Source organism: Sinorhizobium fredii, from assembly GCF_002944405.1.
GTDB lineage: Bacteria > Pseudomonadota > Alphaproteobacteria > Rhizobiales > Rhizobiaceae > Sinorhizobium > Sinorhizobium fredii_C.
On record NZ_CP024309.1, the window covers coordinates 192,052 to 208,188 of the forward strand.

11 protein-coding genes and 4 pseudogenes are annotated in these 16,137 nt (G+C 63.9%); 11 read left to right on the forward strand and 4 right to left on the reverse strand.

All coding sequences use genetic code 11. The features are described 5' to 3' along the window. Positions 1–842: 842 nt before the first annotated feature. The 11 genes and pseudogenes from NXT3_RS32640 to NXT3_RS22150 form a co-directional block, all read left to right on the forward strand. Positions 843–929 (forward strand): annotated as a pseudogene (locus NXT3_RS32640) (cytochrome P450); the annotation flags it as partial. Between the two features lie 16 nt (positions 930–945). After that, positions 946–2,148, forward strand: a complete 1,203-nt coding sequence (locus NXT3_RS22105) for a cytochrome P450 (protein ID WP_104840477.1) — start codon at positions 946–948, stop codon at positions 2,146–2,148. Between the two features lie 91 nt (positions 2,149–2,239). Further along, positions 2,240–3,532 carry a cytochrome P450 gene (locus NXT3_RS22110; RefSeq protein WP_104840478.1) on the forward strand — a complete coding sequence of 431 codons (1,293 nt, stop codon included), beginning with the start codon at positions 2,240–2,242 and terminating at the stop codon, positions 3,530–3,532. 1 nt (position 3,533) lies between these two features. Beyond that, positions 3,534–3,840, forward strand: a pseudogene (locus NXT3_RS22115) (ferredoxin). Continuing rightward, a complete protein-coding gene (locus NXT3_RS22120) occupies positions 3,827–4,678 on the forward strand; it encodes an SDR family oxidoreductase (RefSeq protein ID WP_104840479.1) in 852 nt (283 codons plus the stop codon). Before NXT3_RS22115 ends, NXT3_RS22120 begins: the two are co-directional and overlap by 14 nt. Further along, entirely contained in the window at positions 4,678–6,021 is a 1,344-nt protein-coding gene (locus NXT3_RS22125; RefSeq protein ID WP_104840480.1) for a cytochrome P450, read from the forward strand. Before NXT3_RS22120 ends, NXT3_RS22125 begins: the two co-directional genes overlap by 1 nt. Before the next feature lie 142 nt (positions 6,022–6,163). After that, the gene (locus NXT3_RS22130; protein ID WP_104840481.1) at positions 6,164–7,162 is read left to right on the forward strand and encodes a polyprenyl synthetase family protein; all 999 of its coding nucleotides are present in this window, start codon (positions 6,164–6,166) and stop codon (positions 7,160–7,162) included. Between the two features lie 149 nt (positions 7,163–7,311). Further along, positions 7,312–8,862, forward strand: a complete 1,551-nt coding sequence (locus tag NXT3_RS22135; RefSeq protein ID WP_104840482.1) for a hypothetical protein — start codon at positions 7,312–7,314, stop codon at positions 8,860–8,862. Beyond that, complete coding sequence (locus NXT3_RS22140) at positions 8,859–9,761, forward strand: terpene synthase family protein (protein ID WP_104840483.1); 903 nt, start codon at positions 8,859–8,861, stop codon at positions 9,759–9,761. Before NXT3_RS22135 ends, NXT3_RS22140 begins: the two co-directional genes overlap by 4 nt. A gap of 86 nt (positions 9,762–9,847) precedes the next feature. Continuing rightward, positions 9,848–10,296 (forward strand): annotated as a pseudogene (locus NXT3_RS22145) (type 2 isopentenyl-diphosphate Delta-isomerase); the annotation flags it as partial. Continuing rightward, a pseudogene (locus NXT3_RS22150) lies at positions 10,220–10,743 on the forward strand (recombinase family protein). The pseudogenes NXT3_RS22145 and NXT3_RS22150, both read left to right, overlap by 77 nt. A gap of 82 nt (positions 10,744–10,825) precedes the next feature. On the opposite strand, the gene NXT3_RS22155 reads toward NXT3_RS22150, so the two are convergent. From NXT3_RS22155 to NXT3_RS22170, 4 genes are all read right to left on the reverse strand, one after another. Beyond that, a complete protein-coding gene (locus NXT3_RS22155; protein WP_337442182.1) occupies positions 10,826–11,323 on the reverse strand; it encodes a Mov34/MPN/PAD-1 family protein in 498 nt (165 codons plus the stop codon). Then, complete coding sequence (locus NXT3_RS22160) at positions 11,305–13,002, reverse strand: ThiF family adenylyltransferase (protein WP_158665392.1); 1,698 nt, start codon at positions 13,000–13,002, stop codon at positions 11,305–11,307. The genes NXT3_RS22155 and NXT3_RS22160 overlap by 19 nt, the downstream gene beginning before the upstream one ends. Before the next feature lie 838 nt (positions 13,003–13,840). Beyond that, a complete protein-coding gene (locus NXT3_RS22165) occupies positions 13,841–14,554 on the reverse strand; it encodes a 4'-phosphopantetheinyl transferase family protein (protein WP_104840678.1) in 714 nt (237 codons plus the stop codon). A gap of 188 nt (positions 14,555–14,742) precedes the next feature. After that, a complete protein-coding gene (locus tag NXT3_RS22170; protein WP_104840485.1) occupies positions 14,743–16,134 on the reverse strand; it encodes an MATE family efflux transporter in 1,392 nt (463 codons plus the stop codon). Between the last annotated feature and the right edge of the window lie 3 nt (positions 16,135–16,137).

Sequence of the window (16,137 nt, forward strand, 5' to 3'; positions counted from 1 at the left end):
GATTATTTGGATGGGGCCGATCCACTCTACGGATGACTGAAGTTGCGTGGAACAGCGCGACAGACAGTCTTACAACGATGCCTGTGCAGCGACATTCGTTATCAACGTCCCAATAGGCCGTCGTCATCTCGGGGAGAATGCCGCCTGATCAGCTGCCTTGTTGTCCGCGTTAAGTGAGCTCATGTACACAATGTCTGGTGACGGATCTACGGCTCGCGCATTCTCAAATGGCAAGAAAGGCTTGCCGCCCAAGTGGTGGGTGACGAAACCGGGCAGGGGCGGGTTCTCCAGCCAAAGTTTTTTCGCCAGCGTCCCGTGAAGCCACGGACATATGTGCGACTTCCGCTATCCCTGCACGCCTCACTTGCGAAACGCAGCCGGTCCATACGTATGGGTCGATACGCTCAGGTGGCCGGCGTGGCGTCTGAGTACTATCCGACACTGTTCTGTCGCCTTTGTTGGTCCGCGACACGGCCTATTTCGCCGAGCTTTTGTCTGGCCTCAGGCTAAGCCGCTGAAAGGCAAACACAATTTTTTTCTTCTGCTGGGTCGGCCAATTTGGCACGAGTTTTGAAACTCCTTGGTTGCGAGCCGGGAGCCGCCGACCGACCTTCATTTCGTGGATGACACCGCGATCGTGAAGGGGGCCTCGGCGAAACCGCTTCCTACCAAACAGGCTCGCTGCCCTTGTCGACCCTTGCGCAGGAATTCTTGATGGCCGGCTGCGACTCAAAGGCCCAACATACTCGCCTTATCCTGAACTCGAAGGCGAAGGATAAAGCTCTGCATCTCGACGCCTAGACAGTTACACGCTGCCGATCTTGATAATCGAGTCGGGCTACTCCGCGGAGGGCGTCGTCTACATGCCGTCTCACGTCATTCGCTGCCCGCAGCGCCTGCCGGTCACCTTCCGCCCTTCTACCGCTTAGAGAGTGAAGTGCCACCATGTCCGAACAACCCGTGCCGACGCTGCCGATGTGGCGCGTCGATCACATCGAGCCCTCGCCCGAGATGTTGGCGCTACGCGCCAACGGTCCGATCCACCGCGTGCGCTTCCCGTCTGGGCACGAAGGCTGGTGGGTGACAGGCTACGACGAGGCCAAGGCGGCGCTGTCCGACGCGGCGTTCCGGCCCGCCGGGATGCCGCCGGCGGCATTTACTCCGGATTCGGTGATTCTCGGTTCCCCGGGGTGGCTGGTTTCGCACGAGGGGGGCGAGCATGGCCGCTTACGCACGATCGTGGCGCCGGCCTTCAGCGACCGCAGGGTGAAGCTGCTCGCGCAGCAGGTCGAGGCAATCGCCGCGCAGTTGTTCGAGACGCTGGCTGCCCAGCCGCAGCCCGCCGACCTGCGGCGCCACCTCTCCTTTCCGCTTCCGGCCATGGTCATCAGCGCGCTGATGGGCGTGCTCTACGAGGATCACGCCTTTTTCGCGGGGCTGTCCGACGAGGTGATGACGCACCAGCATGAAAGCGGCCCGCGCAGCGCGTCGCGCCTGGCCTGGCAAGAACTGCGCGCCTACATTCGGGGCAAGATGCGGGACAAGCGCCAGGATCCGGGCGACAACCTGCTGACGGATCTTCTCGCGGCGGTCGACCAGGGCAAGGCGACCGAGGAAGAGGCGATCGGCTTGGCGGCGGGCATGCTGGTGGCCGGGCACGAGAGCACCGTCGCGCAGATCGAATTCGGCCTGCTGGCCATGTTCCGCCATCCGCAACAGCGCGAACGCCTGGTTTGCGATCCATCCCTGGTGGACAAGGCGGTGGAGGAAATCCTGCGCATGTACCCGCCGGGCGCGGGCTGGGACGGCATCATGCGCTATCCGAGGATCGACGTTACCATTGCGGGCGTGCATATTCCTGCGGAGAGCAAGGTGCTGGTCGGCCTGCCGGCGACGTCGTTCGATCCGCGCCATTTCGCCCACCCGGAAATCTTTGACATCGGACGCGACGAACAGCCGCACCTGGCGTTCTCCCACGGGCCGCACTACTGCATCGGCGCGGCGCTGGCCAGGCTGGAACTCAGGGTGGTGTTCGGTTCGATCTTCCAGCGCTTTCCCGCGCTGCGCCTAGCCGTGGCGCCCGAAGAACTGAAGTTGCGCAAGGAGATCATCACTGGCGGGTTCGAGGAATTCCCGGTGCTCTGGTGATGCGCGGAGGCCGGCCGGGAATAGCGATCTTCTCCGAAATTTGCTGGCGTGCCTGGCGCCGGTCAGATCAGACAGCCAACAGGTAACCAAGATGGACGTGCAAGAAACCACGGCAGCATGCCGGGACGCCTTCGCCGCCCTGGCGTCGCCAGCGTGCATCCACGACCCGTATCCGTTCATGCGGTGGTTGCGCGAGCACGATCCGGTGCATCGCGCGGCGTCGGGCCTCTTTCTGTTGAGCCGCCACGCCGACATCTACTGGGCGCTCAAGGCCACGGGCGATGCGTTGCGGGGACCGGCGCCGGGCGAACTGGCGCGCTATTTCCCGCGTGCGGCGACCAGCCTGTCTCTCAATCTGCTGGCGTCCACGCTAGCGATGAAGGATCCACCGACGCATACGCGTCTGCGCCGGCTTATCTCGCGCGATTTCACCATGCCCCAGATCGACAACCTGCGGCCGAGCATCGCGCGCATCGTCGCAGCGCGCCTGGACGGTATGGCGCCCGCGCTGGAGCGTGGGGAAGCGGTGGACCTGCATCGGGAATTCGCGCTGGCCTTGCCCATGCTGGTATTCGCCGAACTGTTCGGCATGGCCCAGGACGACATGTTCGGGCTAGCCGCCGGCATCGGCGCAATTCTGGAAGGCCTGAGCCCGCACGCCAGCGATCCCCAGCTCGCCGCGGCGGACGCGGCCAGCGCCCGGGTGCAGGCCTACTTCGGCGACCTCATACAGCGCAAGCGCACCGATCCCCTCCACGACATCGTGTCGATGCTGGTCGGCGCACACGACGACGATGCCGACACGCTGTCGGATGCGGAGTTGATCAGCATGCTGTGGGGCATGCTGCTTGGCGGCTTCGCCACCACTGCTGCGACCATCGACCATGCGGTCCTGGCGATGCTGGCGTATCCCGAACAGCGGCACTGGCTGCAGGGAGACGCCGTGGGGATCGAGGCATTCGTCGAGGAAGTCCTGCGCTGCGACGCGCCCGCCATGTTCAGCTCCATTCCGCGCATCGCCCAGCGCGACATCGAACTGAGCGGCGTGGTGATCCCGAAGAACGCGGACGTGCGCGTGCTGATCGCGGCCGGCAATCGCGACCCGGACGCCTTCGCCGATCCCGACCGTTTCGATCCTGCGCGGTTCTACGGCACCAGTCCTGGCATGTCGACCGACGGGAAGATCATGCTGAGCTTTGGCCACGGCATCCACTTCTGCCTCGGGGCGCAACTGGCCCGGGTGCAGTTGGCCGAGAGCCTGCCGCGGATCGAGGCGCGCTTCCCCACGCTGGTACTGGCCGGGAAGCCGACCCGGGAGCCCTCCGCGTTCCTTAGGACGTTCCGCTCCCTGCCGGTGCGGCTGCACGCGAACGCGGGGGGCTGAGATGCGCGTCGTGGTCGACCAGGATCTGTGCGGAACCACGGGGCAGTGCGCGCTGACGCTCCCGGGCACCTTTCGCCAGCGCGAACCGGACGGCGTGGCCGAAGTGTGCGTGGCGACGGTCCCCGAGGCGCTGCACGCCGCCGTGCGGCTCGCGGCCAGCCAGTGCCCCGTCGCAGCCATTCGGGTCATCGAAAGCGACGCTCGCGATGACGAGCGCAGCGCCGACCCTCCCGCCTTCTCCGGCGGAGGCCGAGCGGCATGCCGCGAATGACCCGCACGACCCAGGAGGACACGATGGAACGTTTTGAAGGCAAGGTGGCCGTGGTGACCGGCGCCGGCGCCGGCATCGGCAAGGCATGCGCCCTCGCCATCGCGCGCGAGGGCGGCAGAGTGGTGGTGGCCGACATTGATGGCTCGGCGGCCATCGCCTGCACCGCGCAGATCGCGGCCGAAGCGGGCCACGCGCTGGCCCTGGCCCTGGCCATGGACATCGCCGATGCGCAGGCGGTGGCCGCGCTGTTCGACACGGCGGAGCGGCACTTTGGTGGGGTCGACCTTCTGGTGAACAACGCGAGCGCCATGCATCTGACCCCGCGCGACGGCGCGATCCTCGACCTGGACCTGGCGGTTTGGGATGAGACCATGGCGACTAATCTGCGTGGCACGCTGCTATGCTGCCGGCAGGCCATCCCACGGATGATAGCCCGTGGCGGTGGCGCGATCGTCAACATGTCGTCGTGCCAGGGGCTCAGCGGTGACACCGCGCTGACGTCCTACGCCGCGTCGAAGGCGGCGATGAACATGCTGTCGGCCTCGCTCGCCACCCAGTACGGTCACGCGCAGATCCGCTGCAACGCGGTTGCGCCGGGTCTTATCATGACCGAACGTCTCCTCGCCAAGCTGGACGAGTGCATGCAACGGCATCTGCGCCGGCACCAGCTCCTGCCGCGCGTCGGCCGCCCCGAGGACGTGGCCGCGCTGGTGGCTTTCCTGCTCTCCGACGATGCTGCGTTCATCACCGGCCAGGTCGTGTGCATCGACGGCGGCATGCTGACGCATGTGCCGACATACGCCGATGGTGGCAACAGCCGCGCCGCGCGGCCGGCCGGCGACACCGCCGAAGCGGCCGCTGCGCCAGGGAGGTGATGGACATGCTGCTCAACCCGCTGAACCATCGGCACCGGCTGCGGTACGACATCCCGGTCATGCCCGGCGCCTTCCCCGTGGTCGGGCATCTTCCCGCCATCATTTGTGACCTGCCGCGCCTGCTGCGGCGCGCGGAGCGGACGCTGGGCAGCCACTTCTGGCTGGACTTCGGCCCTGCCGGACACCTGATGACCTGCCTGGATCCGGATGCGTTCGCATTGCTCCGGCACAAGGATGTGTCCTCGGCGCTGATCGAAGAGATCGCGCCCGAAATCCTTGGCCGAACGTTGGTCACGTTGAACGGTAGTGCGCACCGGCAGGCGCGCGATGGGATCAAGGCGGCGTTCCTGCCCAGGGGGCTGACCGAGGCCGGCATTGGCGAGCTGTTCGAGCCCGCCATCTGGGCCCGGGTGCAGGCGTGGCGCGACCGCGGTGAAGTAACTATCCTGCGCGAAACCGCCGACCTGATGCTCAAGCTCACCTTCAGTCTCATGGGCATCCCCGCCCAAGACCTGCCGGAGTGGCACCGCAAGTACCGGCAACTGCTGCAGTTGATCGTCGCGCCCCCGGTCGACCTGCCCGGAACGCCCTTGCGACGCGGCCGCGCCGCCCGCGACTGGATCGACGCGCAGTCTCGCGAGTTCATCCGCGACGCGCGCGCGCATGCCGTGCGCACCGGGTTGATCAACGACATGGTAAGCGCCTTCGATCGCAGCGAAGACGCGCTCTCCGATGACGTCCTGGTCGCCAATATCCGCTTGCTGCTGCTTGCCGGTCACGAGACCACCGCCTCGACGATGGCCTGGATGGTGATCGAGCTGGCGCGGCGGCCTGAGCTGTGGGAAGCCCTGGTCGAGGAGGCGCAACGCGTGGGCGCAGTGCCGACCCGGCACGCGGACCTGGCGCAGTGTCCGGTCGCCGAGGCGCTGTTCCGCGAGACGCTGCGCATGCATCCGGCGTCCTCGCTCTTACCGCGTCGCGCGACCCAGGAATTGCAACTCGGCGAGCGGCGCATTCCCGCGGGCACTAGTCTATGCATCCCGCTGCTGCATTTCTCGACCTCGGCCCTGCTGCACGAGGCGCCTGATGAGTTCCGCCTGGCGCGATGGCTGCAACGCACGGGGCCGATCAGGCCGGTGGACATGCTGCAGTTCGGCAGCGGCCCACACGTCTGCATCGGCTACCACCTGGTATGGCTGGAACTGGTGCAGTTCAGCATCGCCTTGGCGCTGACCATGCACAAGGCCGGGGTGCGGCCGCGGTTGCTGGGCGACGCCGAAAAAGGCCGGCGCTATTACCCGACAGCACAACCCTCCATGAAAATCCGCATCGGATTCTCATGAGCTGGCATCGCATACCCGGTGTGGCGAGGCAGCGGCGCCGACGCGCGGTATTGCTGCACTCCGCGCGCTCGGTGCGACGCCGGCAACGCCGCGGCGGCTCGGCGCTCGCCGTCGCCGTGTCAGCTACAAGGACATGAACAACATGCAGACCGGTTCCCCGCTACACGTCGACCGAACTGGCGTCTCCGCGCTTGGCGGATTGGGCGCGCAGGCGCGCGGCGCATCCGGCAGGCTGCTGCCGGAGATCTGGATGCAGGACGGCGCAAAGCGGGTCGAACAGGCGCTGGCGCGTCTTCTCTGCGCCGAAGACGACGGTGAGACCGAGCTGATGGCGGCGATGCGCTACGCCACCTTGCATGGCGGGAAGCGCACCCGCGCCTTGCTCTGCCTGGCTGCCGGCGCACTGGCCGACACGCCGGCGCACATGCTCGACGACGTCGCCGCTGCCATCGAGATGATGCACGCCTGTACCCTGGTCCACGACGACCTGCCCGCGATGGACGACGACGTACTTCGCCGCGGCCTTCCGACCGTGCACGTCAAATTCGGCGAAGCCACTGCGATCCTGGTCGGCGATGCGCTGCAGGCGCACGCCTTCCTGACCCTGGCGAGCCTGGATGCGCCGGGCGACAACCGTATAGCGCTCGTGCGCGAACTGGCGCAGGCGGTGTCCGCCGAGGGTGCCGCAGGCGGGCAGGCCTTGGATCTGTCGCTGGTCGGAAAGCACGTCGAGCTGGACAGGGTCGTGGCGATGCACCGGATGAAGAGCGGAGCGCTAGTGCGCGCGTCCGTTCGCATGGGCGCGCTATCCGCCATCGCGGAGGATGCCGCGCACGCCGCGCTGTACTGTGCGCTCGATCGCTACTCCGCCTGTTTCGGCCTGGCGTTGCAGGTGGTCGACGACATTCTCGACGCGACAGCGGATATCGCGACGCTGGGCAAGACCCCCGGCAAGGACGCGGCGGCGCAGAAGCCGACCTGCGCGTCGATCATGGGGCTGCAGGCAGCGCGCCAGTTCGCGCTGGATCTGTTGCGCGACGCCGGGGAAGCCATCGCCCCGCTGGGGCCGCGTGCGGAACCGTTGGCGCAGATGCTGCAGCGGGCCAATGCGTACCTGTTCAAGCACGCGCCATGCGCATGAGCGCGCCCGTCCCCATGGAGTGGCCCCTCTGCCGCTGCGATCGGCCGGCGGCAGAGGTGCACGCTGCACTGTGTCCGAGTCCGCGGCGAGATGCGCGGCGCCTGCCCGTTCCTGGTTCTCGTCACCCGTCTGCAGAAGGAACATCCCGCGTGAACGCGCTGTCCGAACAGATTTTATCCGAATTGCGCCACCTGCTGAGCGAGATGAGCGACGGCGGCAGCGTCGGTCCGTCCGTCTACGACACGGCGCGAGCTCTGCAGTTCCACGGCAACGTCACCGGTCGGCAGGACGCATACGCGTGGCTCATCGCCCAGCAACAGGCGGATGGCGGATGGGGAAGCGCGGACTTCCCGCTGTTCCGCCATGCGCCCACGTGGGCGGCGTTGCTGGCATTGCAGCGTGCCGACCCTCTTCCCGGCGCTGCCGACGCAGTCCAGGCTGCAACCCGGTTCCTCGAGCGCCAGCCCGATCCCTATGCGCATGCGGTGCCCGAAGACGCGCCGATCGGCGCGGAGCTGATCCTGCCGCAGTTGTGCGGCGAGGCCGCATCCTTGCTGGGGGAAGTGGCGTTTCCGCGCCACCCGGCGCTGTTGCCGTTGCGGCAAGCACGCCTGGTCAAGCTGGGCGGCGGGGCGACGTTGCCGAGCGGCCATCCGTTGCTGCACTCCTGGGAAGCCTGGGGGACGTCCCCGACCACCGCATGCCCGGATGACGCCGGCAGCATCGGCATCAGTCCGGCGGCCACCGCCGCGTGGCGTGCGCACGCCGTGACACAGGGGAGCACGCCGCAGGTCGGGCGCGCCGACGCGTATCTGCAGGCGGCATCGCGGGCGACGCGCAGCGGCATCGAAGGTGTCGTTCCCAACGTATGGCCGATCAATGTGTTCGAGCCATGCTGGTCCCTGTACACTCTGCATCTGGCCGGGCTGTTCGCGCATCCCGCGCTCGCCGAGGCGGTGCGCGTGATCGTCGCGCAGCTCGACGCCCGCCTGGGACCGCGCGGTCTGGGCCCGGCCTTGCACTTCGCGGCTGATGCGGACGACACTGCCGTTGCGTTGTGCGTTCTGCGCCTTGCAGGCCACGACCCGGCGGTCGATGCGTTGCGCCATTTCGAAATCGGCGAGCAGTTTGTCACCTTCCCCGGCGAGCGCAATGCCTCGGTGTCGACCAACATCCATGCCCTGCATGCGTTGCGACTGTTGGGAAAGCCCGCCGCCGGCACCAGCGCCTATGTCGAGGCCAATCGCAACCCGCACGGTCTATGGAACAACGAAAAATGGCACGTTTCGTGGCTGTATCCCACCGCGCATGCGGTCGCTGCGCTGGCGCAAGGCAAGCCCCAGTGGCGCGACGAGCGCGCGCTTTCGGCGCTGCTGCAGGCGCAACGCGACGACGGCGGCTGGGGCGCCGCTCGCGCGTCCACATTCGAGGAAACCGCCTATGCGCTGTTCGCGTTGCGCGTGATGGACGGGAACGAAGAGCCGACAGGCCGCCGGCGCATCGCGCAGGCGGTGGCGCATGCGCTGGAGTGGATGCTCGCCCGCCATGCGGCGCATGCATTGCCGCGGACGCCGCTGTGGATCGGCAAGGAACTGTATTGCCCCACCCGGGTGGTGCGCGTCGCTGAACTCTCCGGGTTGTGGCTAGCGCTTCGTTGGGGGCGGCGCGTCCTGACCGAGGGAGCGGGAGCGGCGCCATGATCCAGACCGAACGTGCGCTGCAGCAGGTGCTGGAGTGGGGGCGCTCCCTGATCGGGTTCGCCGACGAGCATGCCGTGGAAGCGGTCAGGGGCGGCCAGTACATCCTGCAGCGCATCCAATCGAGCCTGCGCGACACCAGCGCCCGCACCGGCCGCGATCCGCAGGACGAAACGCTGATCGTGGCGTTCTATCGCGAACTGGCGCTGCTGTTCTGGCTCGACGATTGCAACGACCTTGGCCTGATCTCGCCGGAGCAGCTCGCCGCGGTGGAGCAGGCGCTGGGGCAGGGCGTGCCGTGCGCGCTCTCCGGATTCGAGGGCTGCGCTTCGCTGCGCGCTTCGCTGGCCGCGCTCGCCTACGATCGTCGCGACTATGCTCAGCTTCTCGACGATACCCGGTGCTACTGCACGGCGTTGCGCGCCGGGCACGCGCAGGCGGAAGCGGCGGAAGGCTGGTCCTACGCCGAGTACCTGCACAACGGCATCGATTCGATCGCCTACACGAACGTGTTCTGTTGCCTGTCCTTGCTGTGGGGGCTGGACATGGCGACCTTGCGCGCGCGTCCGGCGTTTCGCCAGGTCCTGCGGCTCATCTCCACGATAGGGCGGCTGCAGAACGATCTGCATGGGCTCGACAAGGACAGGTCGGCCGGCGAGGCCGACAACGCGGCGATCCTGCTGCTGCAGCGCTATCCGGCTATGCCTGTGGTGGAGTTCCTCAACGACGAGCTGGCCGGCCATACGCGCATGCTGCACCGGGTGATGGCGGACGAACGCTTTCCCGCGCCGTGGGGACCGTTGATCGAGGCCATGGCGGCCCTCCGCGCGCAGTACTACCAGACCTCGACCAGCCGCTACCGCAGCAACGCTGCGGGGGGAGGCCAGCGTGCGCCGGCCTGAACGCGCTCGGGAGGCGGTGGCGTGCGGGCGCTGCCATCGGTCCGATCCGACGCAACGCCGTCGGCCGATACGATGGAGGAGCGAGCATGAGCGACACCGCCCTGAGCCGGCGCAAGGACGACCAATCTGGATATCGTGCTGGATCGGCGAACGGCGCCGGCACGGTTGCCGCCAGCGGGAGTACATCCGGTTCGAACACTGCGCATTGACCGAGTTGGACCTGACGCAGATCGACCTGGCGCCTCGCTGCTGGGCAAGACCATGCGCGCGCCGCTGCTGATCAGCTCCATGAACGGGGGCACGCGACGCGCCGAGCCCAAAACCGGCATTCGAGCGAGGCAGTGCAAGCCTTGGGGATCGCCACGTGCGTCGGTTCGTAGCGCGTCCTGCAATCCCGCTACGCCCAGGGCTGACGCGCGCGCTGCGCCGCCTGGCTCCAGACATTCCCTTGCTGGCCGATACCGGAGCCGAGCAACTGCGCGAGGCCGACGGAACCGCAACTGCGCGCCCTCAAGGATGCCGGTTGCAAGCGGATCCATGAAGAAAGAGCCTCAGGCGGACGTTCGATCGGCCCGAAATGCACCGGCTGCTCAATGAAGGGGATGTCGTCGTCGTCTGGAAGCTTGACCGGCTGACGCGGTCACTCAAGGACATGCTTCTCATCCTCGAGAAGATCGAAGCTGCCGGCGCGGGGTTCCGCTCGTTGACCGAGGCAATTGACACGACGACGCCGGCGGGACGAATGATGATGCAGATGCTCGGCTCGTTCGCCGAATCGAGAGTGCTATCGTGCGGGAAGCACAACGGTGGGTCTACAGGAGCCCGCGGGCGAAAGGGGGGACGCCGTCCGAAACCAACGCCCGATCAGCGCCCTGAAATCATCGGCATGTTAAATGAAGGCCGTCCGGCAGCTGAAATCGCTCGTCTCTTTCGGGTTCATAGGGGCCACCGTCGATCGCATCGGCGCCGAGCGTCAAAATAGCCGTTAGGTGAAGGTTCTTTCAGTTGGCCGGTTTCACAGCGACGTACGCACCGGGCCTATTTGATATCGGAAGCATGTGCGGTCAGCCATAGAATTGCACGACTGCCTCATCCGCGATCAGCTGATCGTAAAAGATAAACGGTCTGCGCAGACGCGCCACCCACGCGTGCAGATTCCAGCTTTGGCGGTTGCCGCAAATGAGTATCATGATTGGAGTGACGTTCCGCGCGGACGGCGTATTGATAATCTTTTTTAGACAGGCTCGGTCCTTGCAGCTCAGGCTACCGCAGGCCGCATTCGGATGCGTGTGCCAATCACCCAGATAATTATCTAACCTGGCTGACTGAACATAATGGCGGCCTATTTCGGTCTGCTGCCACTCCTGGTCCGGAAGGAAACTATAGCGCGTCCGCTGCGCGTGCGGACCGCCCGGAATACTGGCTGTGACGACAGCAACATCACTGTCGGCCCAGTATCCCATGAAGGTTCCCCCAGTCTCGTCGTCATACCATTTATCGGCATCGAGGTGCATCTCGTGCATCACGGGCCTAGGTAGCCAGACTATTGGTTGCATCCGCATTCCGGTGCACAGTCGAGTTCGTCTATCCTCCAACTCGGCGGCCGTCTTCTGAAGCCATCGTGCAGAGCGAGCGTGTGGATGACGGATTGCTCGAAGTCCTCCGGTCGCGAAAGGACGTCCACCTCCAATCGCAGCGACTCCAGTGATAATTCTTGCAGGTCGAAGGAGGCGCCCGTGAACGTCAACTCCGAGCAGCCTGGCGGCTGCCGCAGACCGGAGCTCTCGCCGGACCCAGGCGGCTTGTCGATCAGCCTTCTGTCGTAAGCGAACTCGCGGCAGGTCGGGCAGCCGGAAGTCGGATGATAATAGGCGACTATGCCGCCTTTCAGAGATGATGTGCCGAAGACGGAGATGAGCGGCTTCGCAGCTTTCTTGCAAAATTCGGCGAGCAGGCGCGAAATTCCCGAGGACGCGGTCGCATCAATTACGAGGTCGGCTTTCGCGATGATCGGAGGCAGCACGCTGCTGTCGCCTTCCCCACCGGATGCACTCGGCATCCCGACGAAGTGCTGCACGCCTTCCACCGAGGTCCAGGGATACTCCGCCTCGACATGTTGTTTGATCGCAGCCGTTTTCCGCACGCCCCATGCTGTTGCGCCTAGCGGCCAGCGAATAGAGTTGCCCGGCTCGACGACGTCGTGGTCAACGACGACGAGTTGTCTGCAGCCATTTCGGGCAAGTTCGATGGCAACAGGAGCGCCAATGGCGCCCATGCCGAAGACGGCCACTGTCTTGTTCCTCAAGATACTGACCGAGGGTACCCGGCTCCCGATGTCGCCTTCCCCGGCACGATGCGTCGGGACGATAACCAGCGACGGATTAGAGACCCTTTGTCCACGCTTTGCCGGACGGAACGACTTCGCGGGTCCAAAGAATAATGGAAAGAGGTATGTGTCTCCCTTAGCCCCGGCGCTCAATTCGGTCGATTGCACAGTTACCGAGAGCGAAATCGACGGCGAGGAGTTGTCGATGGGGCGCTCGTTGAAGTCGATTTTTTCCCGGAGGCTCTCATTGCCATCAAGCCATTTCTCGCGCGGCGGAGGTGCGAAGCGGTCGACGCGCCGCCAAGGAAATGTCGCGTTCTTGCTGCTGGCTTGCAATTCGCGGGGGAGGGGGAAGCTCCTTGTGGCGAGGACGATTCCGTCTTCGTCTTTGATTTCATCCACGGCGCCGCGGAAGGAAATTCCTTCTCCCACTTTTTCCATGAGGTAGGTGAGACGCAAGGATCCACCTGCGGCATCTTCGAGGTCCCAGGCCGAGTCCACCAACATGTAACTTCCATCGACGAACCGCGTGAAGTCGAGTGCGAGGTGATTCCACCACACCTCCATCGGCTCTCCCTGCGGATCCTCCGGGCCCGTTCCATTGAGAGCATTTTCAAGCTGTCTCTCCAGCAAAGTCGCCAAGGTCCATTCCGCCGACCAGAGGCCGGTGTCTCGTCCAAGCAGGCAGAGTGTCCCGTCGGCAGGGGAGCAATGCTTTGCGGGGAAGGTTGACGGGTCGCCGCGCAGCGCCACTTGCGGGCGGACAAACGGAAAAGTGTCGGGGAATGCCGCCTGGAGCGAAAAAATGCGGCCGTCGGAGAGACGCCAGTCGAACTCGAGCCGAAGGACTCCCTCTGCGAGCAACTCTTCGTCGATTAGGAGGGTGTCCCCGACAAAGGCGGCAAGGTCCTGCAATTCGAACTCGAATCTCCCCTTCCAGGCGGGTTCCCAACAGGGAACCATGCCGGGCTTAAGCTCGCTGCATTTTATCATGACGTCAGCCTACGGGGCGATCTGGGGGCCTTGGGGGATCCTTGGGGCCGGGAGGAACGCCATCCGGACGCCCCGGCACCCCGGGCGGCGGCCCAGGAGGCGTGTGTCCCGGAATGCCTTGGTTTGGGGGTTTTGCCATGTAAATCTCCACAATTCGATTTTAATCAGAGAAGTCTTGGTGGCACTCACAGCGTCGTTCAAAAGCCATTTGCCAATGCCTGCTGGCCCGCGGACTTGGTTGGGAAGTATATGCGGGCAAATTGGTGAATTCCTGCGATCTGGTTGTATGGCCGCCGAACATCTGCTTTGTGTCGCGGTATATGCAGGTTTCCTGCGGACCACGATCTCGCTCTGACAAGCGCCTGGCTAAATCCGATTTTTGGGTCACCCGTTCTCATGGGGCCACCAAACCCCTTTCTGAGTAGAACCGGAATGCTGTCAAATCCTCCAGCTATGCCGATTTTCGGTGGCGCACTTCGAGTTCTACAGTGCAGAGGGGGCACAATCGGATCGCCGCGAGACGGTCCTGGTCGTCTGACCGTCATAGGTTCAATCTCCAGTCATCCGGCTCGCGCGCAACGACACGTCACATAGGAATGGTGACTACGGAGAAGTAGGCACTGAATTTTAACTGAATGGGTACGATATCTCGGTCGCCGTGCGGGTGTCGCAATGGCAGTTAAACAGTCAAAAGACGAGGTTCTTCTTCTGAATTGGTTCGAAGGCTATCGAAAGCTCCAGATTGCCTTGAGGGAGCCCCCTACAACCTACTGAATGTCTTACCTGACTCCGTCTGCGTGCCGGCAAGGGGAGAGTGGTTAGCCTTAGATGCCGCAAGGGACACTGCAGTCAGTATCAGTCCATCTGCAATAAGGAAGCGGCCGCGGAGCTCCGAAGGAAAATCGTTTGCCGGCACGATCGTGTGCGGAAGCTGAGCAACAAATGAGCGATCTTCCGGAAGGATAGTGACTACGGCATCCTCGAAGCCTAACCATTCACGTGTGAGCGGGAACCACGCCTTGAAGATGCTCTCCTTGGCACTGAAGAGCAGCCGTCCCCAATTGCGGCCCTGAGGTGCGTTTGCGATCCAATTTCGCTCCTCGTCACCCGAAATGAGCGGCAACACGCCTGAGGGGAGCTCCTCATCGACTTCGACATCGATCCCAAGCGCAACGCAGTCCTTCTGCAGGGCAACAGCCGCGGCATGGAATCCGGCGCAATGCGTTATGCTGCCCACGACGCCGGACGGCCAGAGCGGTTCTCGGTTAGGCCCAGTTGGGATCGCTGACGGCGGAAAGCCAAGCTTGGACAATGCCGCTCTGGCGCAGGCCCGCCCGATCGAAAATTCACGCCTTCTGCTTTTGACTGCGGTCGCGATTGCACTTTCCTCTTCGGCCATCACTCCAGTTCCGCTGCCTTCACTTGCCCGGCAGGTTTGCACGGCAACATTCGATGGCAGCAGCGTTCCTATCATCGAGATCTCCTCTCGCTTGAGCATGCATTTTTGCGGGGTCCCCGAGCAAAATCGAGTGGGTCGACAGCGCTTCCCCGCCAATGTCCTTTGACTCGGATCGAAAATCAGCAGCTGAGGGGAAGCGAAGCCTCCTTGCATCCGGCCGGTCAGCGACAATCCAGACAGAGTTGCCATGCTTGCATCAGCTCTCAGCCCTTGCGGCTCGCTCCTCGGCTAAGGAGCATTCCTTTGAGATCGCCGAACTGCCTGAATATCACGAGCACGGCCAGCAACCCTGCCAATAGCTCAGCAACTGCTTGGCTGATCAACAGGCCGTTAAAACCCCAAATGACAGGCAACAGCAGTATGGCCGGCACGAAGAGATATCCTTGCCTCGCGAAGGAAACGACGGCACTCAGACGGGCTCTCCCGAACGACTGAAGCATGGTTATTGCAACGTACTGCACACCAAAAAGCCCAAAAAACAGATGGAACATAATGCACGTCGGGACAGCGATTTCCGTCACGGCCTCGCTATCGCTCAAAAGCTGGACGATTGGCCGCGCAAAAACCACGACCACAGCAGAAAAGCTGGCTGAGAACCCGACGGCTACGGAAAGCATGAACTTCGCCGCTCTCTGTACCCGAGCGAAATCTTGTGCTCCCCAACTGAAACCTAGAACCGCCTGGGAACCGATGCACAGGCCCATAATCGGGAGTGCACCGATCGTTATCAATCGTGCCGCTATACCTACAGCGGCAATGGAATTGTCGCCGAACGGCGCGGCAGCCCTGTTCAAGAGCACGAATGAAGCAGCAGACAAAATACCGGTGAAGGTTGCGGGAGCTCCAATGGCGGCCATCTGCTTTACGCGGTCGCCCCTCCAACTTGCGAAGGAAGGTCGGACACGGACAATTCCACGTTGCTTCACGAAATAGAGGGCGTAGAGGCTGGTGGCGGAGATCTGAGACAGCAGTGTTGCGAGCGCCGCTCCGCGAACACCGAGATCCAGCGAAAAAATTAGGATTGGATCGAGCAGGGCATTCAGCGTGAAAGATGTAATCATGGTCCACATGCTGAAGCGTGTATTACCCTCAGCTCTCACGATAAACCCGTTGACCATGTTCAACAGCACGAGAGTGTACCCAAACAGGAGCAACCATGCGTAATCGAGCGCAGCTGGCATTATTGTCGGACTGGCACCCAGCACAGCGAGAACGTCGCGCAAATTGAGAAGCAGAGCGACGGTCATTCCGACTCCGATCGGAACCGCGAGGGCGAGTGCCGAGCTCGCCCCTCGACTGGCCTCCAGCGAATTGCCAGCCCCAAGATTGCGCGACACGAAGGATGCTGTGCCGACGCCGATTCCCTGCCCGACCGCGGTGAGCAGGACCACGATGGGCAAAGTTATGCTGACGGCAGCGATAGCCTGCGCACCGATTGTCCCGACAAACATCGCATTCACGAACTGCTGAAGTGCATTGAACGATAAGCCAATAATCGAGGGAATGGCGAGCCGTATTATGAGGCGGGAGACCTTGCCATCCAACAAACTGATATGCTCTGCCGGTGAGGCCATGCGCTCTTCTTCGCCCTTCATATG

What these genes read in the sequence shown, in the direction of transcription:
- NXT3_RS22170 (WP_104840485.1), bottom strand. Translation starts at nt 16,134, where the DNA reads ATGAAGGGCGAAGAAGAGCGCATGGCCTCACCGGCAGAGCATATCAGT.
- NXT3_RS22165 (WP_104840678.1), bottom strand. Translation starts at nt 14,554, where the DNA reads ATGATAGGAACGCTGCTGCCATCGAATGTTGCCGTGCAAACCTGCCGG.
- NXT3_RS22120 (WP_104840479.1), top strand. Translation starts at nt 3,827, where the DNA reads ATGGAACGTTTTGAAGGCAAGGTGGCCGTGGTGACCGGCGCCGGCGCC.
- NXT3_RS22140 (WP_104840483.1), top strand. Translation starts at nt 8,859, where the DNA reads ATGATCCAGACCGAACGTGCGCTGCAGCAGGTGCTGGAGTGGGGGCGC.
- NXT3_RS22125 (WP_104840480.1), top strand. Translation starts at nt 4,678, where the DNA reads ATGGACATGCTGCTCAACCCGCTGAACCATCGGCACCGGCTGCGGTAC.
- NXT3_RS22155 (WP_337442182.1), bottom strand. Translation starts at nt 11,323, where the DNA reads ATGCGGATGCAACCAATAGTCTGGCTACCTAGGCCCGTGATGCACGAG.
- NXT3_RS22130 (WP_104840481.1), top strand. Translation starts at nt 6,164, where the DNA reads ATGCAGACCGGTTCCCCGCTACACGTCGACCGAACTGGCGTCTCCGCG.
- NXT3_RS22105 (WP_104840477.1), top strand. Translation starts at nt 946, where the DNA reads ATGTCCGAACAACCCGTGCCGACGCTGCCGATGTGGCGCGTCGATCAC.
- NXT3_RS22110 (WP_104840478.1), top strand. Translation starts at nt 2,240, where the DNA reads ATGGACGTGCAAGAAACCACGGCAGCATGCCGGGACGCCTTCGCCGCC.